The following is a 6,930-nucleotide window of genomic DNA, read 5'->3' on the forward strand; positions in this document are numbered from 1 at the left end:
GCCCGCGCGCTCGGGCTCGAACTGGAAAGTTTCGACAAGCTCTGCGCGCTCGCGGTTGCCGCAAGCGAGGACTTGCGCGCCGCCGCCTACGCGTTCGCCAGCCTTGATGTCGCAACCGCGCTCGCCAAGCGCGCGGTGGACGACAATTATGTGCGCCCGGAGGTCGACGGCTCGCTTTCTTTTGCGATCGAAGGTGGGCGACACCCTGTGGTCGAACAGGCCTTGAAGCGCGACGGCCAGCCCTTCATTGCCAATGCCTGCGACCTTTCGCCGGCTCCGCAACAATCCTCAGGCCAGATCTGGCTGCTCACCGGCCCCAACATGGCGGGCAAATCGACCTTCCTGCGCCAGAACGCGCTGATCGCGCTGCTTGCGCAGGCAGGCTCGTTCGTGCCGGCATCGCGGGCGCGGATCGGTGTCGTCGATCGGCTGTTCTCGCGCGTCGGCGCGGCGGACGATCTCGCGCGCGGCCGCTCCACCTTCATGGTGGAGATGGTGGAAACCGCAGTCATCCTCAATCAGGCCAGTGAGCGTTCGCTGGTCATTCTGGACGAAATCGGCCGAGGCACGGCAACCTTCGACGGCCTGTCGATTGCCTGGGCCGCGATCGAGCATCTACACGAGGCCAATCGTTGCCGTGCATTATTCGCCACCCACTACCATGAACTCACCGCGCTGTCGGCGAAGCTTCCGCGCCTGTTCAACGCCACCGTCCGCGTCAAGGAATGGCAGGGCAACGTCGTGTTCCTGCATGAAGTGCTGCCGGGCTCGGCGGACCGCTCCTACGGCATTCAGGTCGCCAAGCTCGCAGGACTACCGCCATCGGTGATCGCGCGCGCTAAATCGGTGCTCGCCAAACTCGAGGCGCAGGATCGCGGCCAGACCGCACGCGCTCTCGCCGACGATCTGCCGCTGTTTGCCGTGCCTTCGCGCGCTGCCGCCGAGCCCACGCCACCGAGCGAAGCCGAAAAACTCGCTGAAGCGGTGAGGGCGTTGCACCCCGACGAGATGTCGCCGCGCGAGGCGCTGGAAGCGCTCTATGCGCTGAGGGCGAAATTGCCGAAAGAATAATTCCCCAAGGTGAGGGGCTATCTCGCCACTCGTCTCCGCCCGAGCCACCACAGACCGAGATTCCAGACGACACAGGTCGCGAGTGCGAGGCTGAGCGCGGCGGCCGAGCCGAGCGGTATCGCGGCCAGGTTCAGCACGGCGATCCCGCCGCCAAATCCCATCATGCCCCAGCCGCCATTGGCAATCACCGCGGCTGTTGCCGGTCCGCCGATCCGCGGATGCAGGATGAAGGTCATGCTGCTCAGCACCACGGGAAACAACGCGATCGTGCCGCTGACGGAAGGGCTGACCCAGCGCGACAGCGAAACGACGCTCGCGACCAGCGTGGCGACCATCGCCGCCCGCAGCGGGACGTCGTACCAGCGTCGGGTGATCAGCGGCATCTTCACGTGCTGAAAGTGTTTGAAGAGTGGAATACAGATCGCAAAGGCGACGGCATTCGCGATCAGGCCGGTCGTCAATGACCACGGCACCAGGCGTTCGAGCGCGGCCAGCGCGATCCACGCCGCGATCGCGCCACCGACGCTGACCACCGCATTGTGGCGCTGCGCCAGCAACACATAGCTGAGACAAAAGAACATCGTGACGGCGTTGATCGGAAAACTCGCCAGCGCGCTTTCGGCGATGAAGGCGGCGTCATGATCGATTGCCAGAAACACGTACGACGGACCCGCCGAGATCGGCAACGTCGCGATCAGCGCGCCGATCACCGCGCCCGAGCGTTCGGCGATGATTGATGCCGTGACCACGAAGGCGGCGGCAACCGCCATGCGCAGCGCGAGCAAAAGGATGAAGTGCAGGTCGGGGAACATTTTTCTAACCGTCGTCCCGGGCAAGCGAAGCGCGACCCGGAACCCATAACCACAGGCCGTTGTTAGTCGATAGGACTGGCAGACATCGAGCGAGACAACCACGACCTGTGGTTATGGGTCCCCGCCTTCGCGGGGGACGACATTGATTGCCGGGCTACACCCGCCGCATCGTCACCGAAACTTTCGGGCCATTCTTGATGGTCTGGTAGACAACACAATAGCGCTCCGTGAGCTTGAGCAGGAGATCAAGCTTCTCCTGCGGCGCGTCGGTGGCGACGTCGAAGCGCAGGCGGATTTCGGCAAAGCCGACCGGCACTTCCTTGTCGACGCCAAGCGTGCCGCGAAAATCGAGATCGCCCTCGGCGCTGACATGGCCTGACTTCAACGGCACCTCGATCGCGGTCGCGACCGACTTCAGGGTGACGCCGGCGCAGGCGACCAGCGCTTCCAGCAGCATGTCGCCGGAACAGAGTTCAAGCCCCGATCCGCCGGTCGCCGGATGCAGGCCTGCAACCGCCAGCGCGCGTCCGGTCTCGACCTTGCAGGCAATGCCTTCGTTGTCGGTCGAGCCCTTCGCCTTCAAGGTGATGAAAGCGGCTTTCGGATCGGCTTTGTATTTTTCCTTGATCGGGGCCTGCGTGGCGCGGAGTTCAGCGGCGTCCATGGTTTTCTCCGGGATGTTTATCTGGGTCGGATGTAATCGGTCGGCGCGGCGATGTCACCGCTCCGATTTCGCCAGAACGGCCGCGACCGGCCGCTACTCTCGCGGCAGGTGATCCGTCACCCAGAAGCCGCCGTCGCGGGCCTTGAGAGGCACTTTGAAAATACCATTTATTTTCAATGCATTATACCAATATCCACCGGATCATCGATGTCAGCAACGTTTTCACAGGGTTGGGCGGTTAGCGGTTGACGCGTTCTAACCCGGCGTAAGCCGGTTCGGTGCGTCGCGACAGATCGCATAGTGCCTTCTCTTATCGCGCGTACCAATGATGCTGAGACAACCCGATGACTGATAAGCCCAATCGTTTAGACGACTGCCAAAAACTGCTGACTGCTCTTGCCGCCCTCCTCAGGGCATTAACCGGCGCCGTGTACGCCGGACATACAGTAGGGTTGTGGTAATCAGGAGACCCTTGCTGACGCAGAATCGGAAGGAAAAGCGTTCATGGCCGATGGAACCAGAGGTGGTTTGGCGGCCATGAACGCGATGGTTCGTGACAGGCTCCGCGGCGTCCATTATCGGAATGACTAATGGATAACACAGTCACCCAAACCCGGCCCGAGGCCGATGATCGCTTCGACACCGCGCGGATCACCGCAGCGGTCAATTCGCTCGCGTCCGAACATGCCGGGCGCGAGGATGTTTTTCGTGCGGCGGTCGCGAAACTGCTGAAGGCCGAGATGGTCGAAGCGCGCGCGACCGCGCAGGCCGTGCTGTTGAAGGATCGGCACGGGCGGCGTTGCGCGGAGCGGCTGTGCTTCGTGCAGGACGAGATCATCCGCATCCTGTTTGAGGCGGCGACGCGTCATCTGTACTACTCGCCGATTCCGTCCGGCGCCGAGCGGATGGCCGTGGTTGCGACCGGCGGCTACGGCCGCGGGTTGATGGCGCCGGAATCCGACATCGATCTGCTCTTCATCCTGCCGTACAAGCAGACCGCGTGGGGCGAACAGGTCGCCGAAGCCATTCTCTATTGCTTGTGGGACATGGGGCTGAAGGTCGGCCATGCGACGCGGTCGGTCGATGAATCGATCCGGCAGGCGCGCAGCGACATGACGATCCGGACCGCGATTTTGGAAACCCGCTTTTTGACCGGGGACCAGCCGCTCTACAACGAACTGGTATCGCGCTTCGACAAAGAGGTGGTGCAGGGCAACGCTTCCGATTTCGTCACGGCGAAACTCGCCGAGCGCGAGGAGCGGCATCGCCGCGCCGGGCAGTCGCGCTATCTGGTCGAGCCGAACGTCAAGGACGGCAAAGGCGGCCTTCGCGACCTGCACACGCTGTTCTGGATCGCGAAATATGTCTACCGCGTGCGCGATACCGACGAGCTGCTCGATCGCGGCGTGTTCGACGCGCAGGAATATCGCACCTTTCGCCGCTGCGCCGATTTTCTGTGGTCGGTCCGCTGCAACCTGCATTTCTTTGCCGGCCGCGCCGAAGAGCGCCTGTCGTTCGACATGCAGCGCGAGCTCGCGGTGCGGCTTGGCTATACCTCGCATCCCGGTATGCAGGACGTCGAACGCTTCATGAAGCACTACTTCCTGATCGCGAAGGAAGTCGGCGATCTCACCGCGATCCTGTGCGCCAAGCTGGAAAACGAGCAGGCCAAGCCGGTGCCGGTGCTGAGCCGCATGATGGCGCGGTTCCGGCCGAGCACCAACCGGCGGCGAGTGCCCGAAAGCGACGACTTCATCGTCGACCACAACCGCATCAATCTCGCCGCGCCCGATGTCTTCAGGCACGATCCGGTCAATTTGATCCGGATCTTCCGATTGGCGCAAAAGAACAATCTGGCTTTCCACCCCGACGCGATGCGAACCGTGACCCGCTCGCTGAAACTGGTTAATTCCGACTTGCGCGGCGATCCCGAAGCCAACCGGCTGTTCATGGAAATCCTGACCTCGGACGATGCCGAAATCGTGCTGCGGCGGATGAACGAGACCGGCGTGCTCGGCCATTTCATCCGCGCCTTCGGCAAGATCGTGTCGATGATGCAGTTCAACATGTACCACCATTATACGGTGGACGAGCATCTGTTGCGGTGCATCGGTTATCTTCAGGAAATCGAACGCGGTGGTAGCGATGAATTCGTCGTCGCCAGCGACTTGATGCGCAAAATAAGACCCGAACACCGCGCCGTTCTCTATATCGCAACGCTGCTGCACGACATTGCCAAGGGCCGGCCCGAGGATCACTCGATTGCCGGCGCCAGGGTGGCGCGACGTTTGTGTCCCCGGCTTGGCTTCACCACGGCCGATACGGAACTGGTGGCGTGGCTGATCGAGGAGCATCTGACGATGTCGACGGTTGCGCAGTCGCGCGACCTGACGGACCGCAAGACCATCGAGAATTTTGCCGCGGTGGTTCAATCGGTCGAGCAGATGAAGCTGCTGACCATTCTCACCACCGCTGACATCAGGGGCGTCGGTCCAGGCGTCTGGAACGGCTGGAAGGCGCAACTGTTGCGCACGCTTTATTACGAGACCGAGCCGGTGCTGACCGGCGGCTTCTCGGAAGTCAATCGCGCGCGGCGCCTTGCGATAGCGGAGGGCGAGTTTCGCGAGGCCTTCACCGAATGGCCGGAGCAGGAGCTCAACGCCTATGTGGCGCGTCACTATCCGGCGTACTGGCTCAAGGTCGATCTGCAGCACAAGATCCGTCATGCCCGCTTCCTGCGCTCCAGCGAACAGGAGGGCTCCAAGCTCGCGATCAACGTGGGTTTCGACGAGACGCGCGGCGTCACCGAACTCACCATCCTGGCGATGGATCATCCATGGCTGTTGTCGATCATCGCGGGCGCCTGCGCCTCGGCCGGCGCCAACATCGTTGACGCGCAGATCTACACGACGACCGACGGGCGCGCGCTCGATACCATCGCGATCACGCGCGAGTATGACCTCGACGAGGACGAGGCGCGGCGCGCGACACGAATCGGCGAGATGATCGAGGATGTGCTCGAAGGCAAGCTTCGCCTGCCGGAGGTGGTGGCGCGGCGGGCCGCCGGCCGCGGCAAGGTACGTCCCTTCGTCGTCGAGCCCGAGGTCACCGTCAACAACCAGTGGTCGGACCGCTATACCGTGATCGAGGTTTCCGGCCTCGACCGGCCGGGCCTGCTTTACGAACTGACGACGTCGATCTCGAAGCTTAACCTCAATATCGCTTCTGCCCACGTTGCGACCTTCGGCGAGCGCGCCCGCGACGTGTTCTATGTTACCGATCTCCTGGGCGCGCAGATCACGGCACCGACGCGGCAGGCCGCGATCCGCAGCGCGCTGTTGCATCTGCTCGCCAGCGAGCAGGTCGCGGCGTAGTTCGCGCCTTCACTTGTCTTGCGGGATCTCGCCAAACGTCTTGCCGGCCGGCAACGGTTTCAAGCGGATCAATCGCGAGTCTTCCACCGCGGCCTGCCGGTGTTTGACCGCCTCGCGGTAAACCGGATCGCGGATCATCTCGACGAAGGCGGCAACGCTTGGATATTCCGCGATGAAGCAGTGATCCCAGCATTCTTCAGAAGGGCCGATCAGCATCAGTTCGAAACGGCCTTGCCACGCGACCTTGCCGCCGAGGCGCGTGAACACCGGGCCGCTTTCGCGGCCGTAGGCAGCATAGGCCTCCGCGCCGCTGGCCGATCGCCCGTCAGGATAGGCCGCGCGTTCCCGTAGTTTGACAAGATTGAGCATGTGAATCGGGCCGGCGCGATCATTCTCGCGAAATTTGGCGAATACTTCCTTGGTTGGATCGATGTAGCCTGTCATCTTCATTGCCTCGTTGTTGCCAATCGCGGCGAGCTGTGCATCACCTGGGGAGGAGCCACATGTACGCGATTGCCAATATCCTAGTCGCGCTCGTCGCTGTGCTACACGTTTATTTCCTCGCGCTGGAAATGTTCTTCTGGACCAGGCCGCTCGGCCTTAAAACCTTTCGGAATACCGCGGCAAAGGCTGCCGACTCCGCGGTGCTTGCGGCCAATCAGGGACTCTATAACGGCTTCCTCGCCGCGGGCCTTGCTTGGGGATTGGTGCAGCCAAACATCAGCTTCGCGTTTCAGATCAAGGTGTTTTTTCTGCTTTGTGTGGTCGTTGCCGGCCTCTATGGCGCGGCGACCGTCAGCCAAAGGATTCTGCTCGTTCAGGCGGCGCCGGCCGCGCTCGCACTGATCTTGCTCTGGCTGGCCTAGTCAAATGGACGGCGCTGGGTCTTTGTGACGGGCAGCGCTTGCCTTGCATTGCCATACCCATTCATCCAGAATTGACGACAAACGATGATTTCCGCTGGTGTGGCGGTTCAGAAGTCCGCATCATTGCTGCCGCGGGCTCGTCA

6 protein-coding genes are annotated in these 6,930 nt (G+C 62.4%); 3 read left to right on the forward strand and 3 right to left on the reverse strand.

The genetic code is table 11. The features are described 5' to 3' along the window. Positions 1-1,071: MutS-related protein (locus WB528_RS08690; protein WP_423888014.1), on the forward strand; the 1,071-nt coding region annotated here is incomplete at its 5' end. 17 nt (positions 1,072-1,088) lie between these two features. Here the strand turns inward: WB528_RS08690 and WB528_RS08695 are convergent. Both WB528_RS08695 and WB528_RS08700 read right to left on the reverse strand, forming a co-directional pair. Further along, on the reverse strand, positions 1,089-1,883 hold the full coding sequence (locus WB528_RS08695; protein ID WP_423888015.1) for a hypothetical protein: 795 nt from the start codon (positions 1,881-1,883) through the stop codon (positions 1,089-1,091). Positions 1,884-2,037: 154 nt separating this feature from the next. Then, complete coding sequence (locus WB528_RS08700) at positions 2,038-2,547, reverse strand: OsmC family protein (protein WP_423888016.1); 510 nt, start codon at positions 2,545-2,547, stop codon at positions 2,038-2,040. Positions 2,548-3,137: 590 nt separating this feature from the next. Between WB528_RS08700 and WB528_RS08705 the strand changes: the two genes are divergently transcribed. Next, on the forward strand, positions 3,138-5,921 hold the full coding sequence (locus WB528_RS08705) for a [protein-PII] uridylyltransferase (protein WP_423888017.1): 2,784 nt from the start codon (positions 3,138-3,140) through the stop codon (positions 5,919-5,921). Positions 5,922-5,930: 9 nt separating this feature from the next. Here the strand turns inward: WB528_RS08705 and WB528_RS08710 are convergent, their stop codons facing one another. Then, positions 5,931-6,365, reverse strand: a complete 435-nt coding sequence (locus WB528_RS08710) for a DUF1330 domain-containing protein (RefSeq protein ID WP_423888018.1) — start codon at positions 6,363-6,365, stop codon at positions 5,931-5,933. A gap of 59 nt (positions 6,366-6,424) precedes the next feature. Here WB528_RS08710 and WB528_RS08715 point away from each other — a divergent pair, with 59 nt between their 5' ends. After that, a complete protein-coding gene (locus tag WB528_RS08715; protein WP_423888019.1) occupies positions 6,425-6,787 on the forward strand; it encodes a DUF1304 domain-containing protein in 363 nt (120 codons plus the stop codon). Positions 6,788-6,930 lie beyond the last annotated feature (143 nt).

Origin of the sequence: Bradyrhizobium sp., assembly GCF_049586575.1 — a bacterium.
Lineage (GTDB): Bacteria > Pseudomonadota > Alphaproteobacteria > Rhizobiales > Xanthobacteraceae > Bradyrhizobium.

Excerpts from the sequence above, each read along its gene's own strand:
- WB528_RS08715 (WP_423888019.1), top strand. The coding sequence starts at position 6,425 with ATGTACGCGATTGCCAATATCCTAGTCGCGCTCGTCGCTGTGCTACAC.
- WB528_RS08695 (WP_423888015.1), bottom strand. The coding sequence starts at position 1,883 with ATGTTCCCCGACCTGCACTTCATCCTTTTGCTCGCGCTGCGCATGGCG.
- WB528_RS08705 (WP_423888017.1), top strand. The coding sequence starts at position 3,138 with ATGGATAACACAGTCACCCAAACCCGGCCCGAGGCCGATGATCGCTTC.
- WB528_RS08710 (WP_423888018.1), bottom strand. The coding sequence starts at position 6,365 with ATGACAGGCTACATCGATCCAACCAAGGAAGTATTCGCCAAATTTCGC.
- WB528_RS08700 (WP_423888016.1), bottom strand. The coding sequence starts at position 2,547 with ATGGACGCCGCTGAACTCCGCGCCACGCAGGCCCCGATCAAGGAAAAA.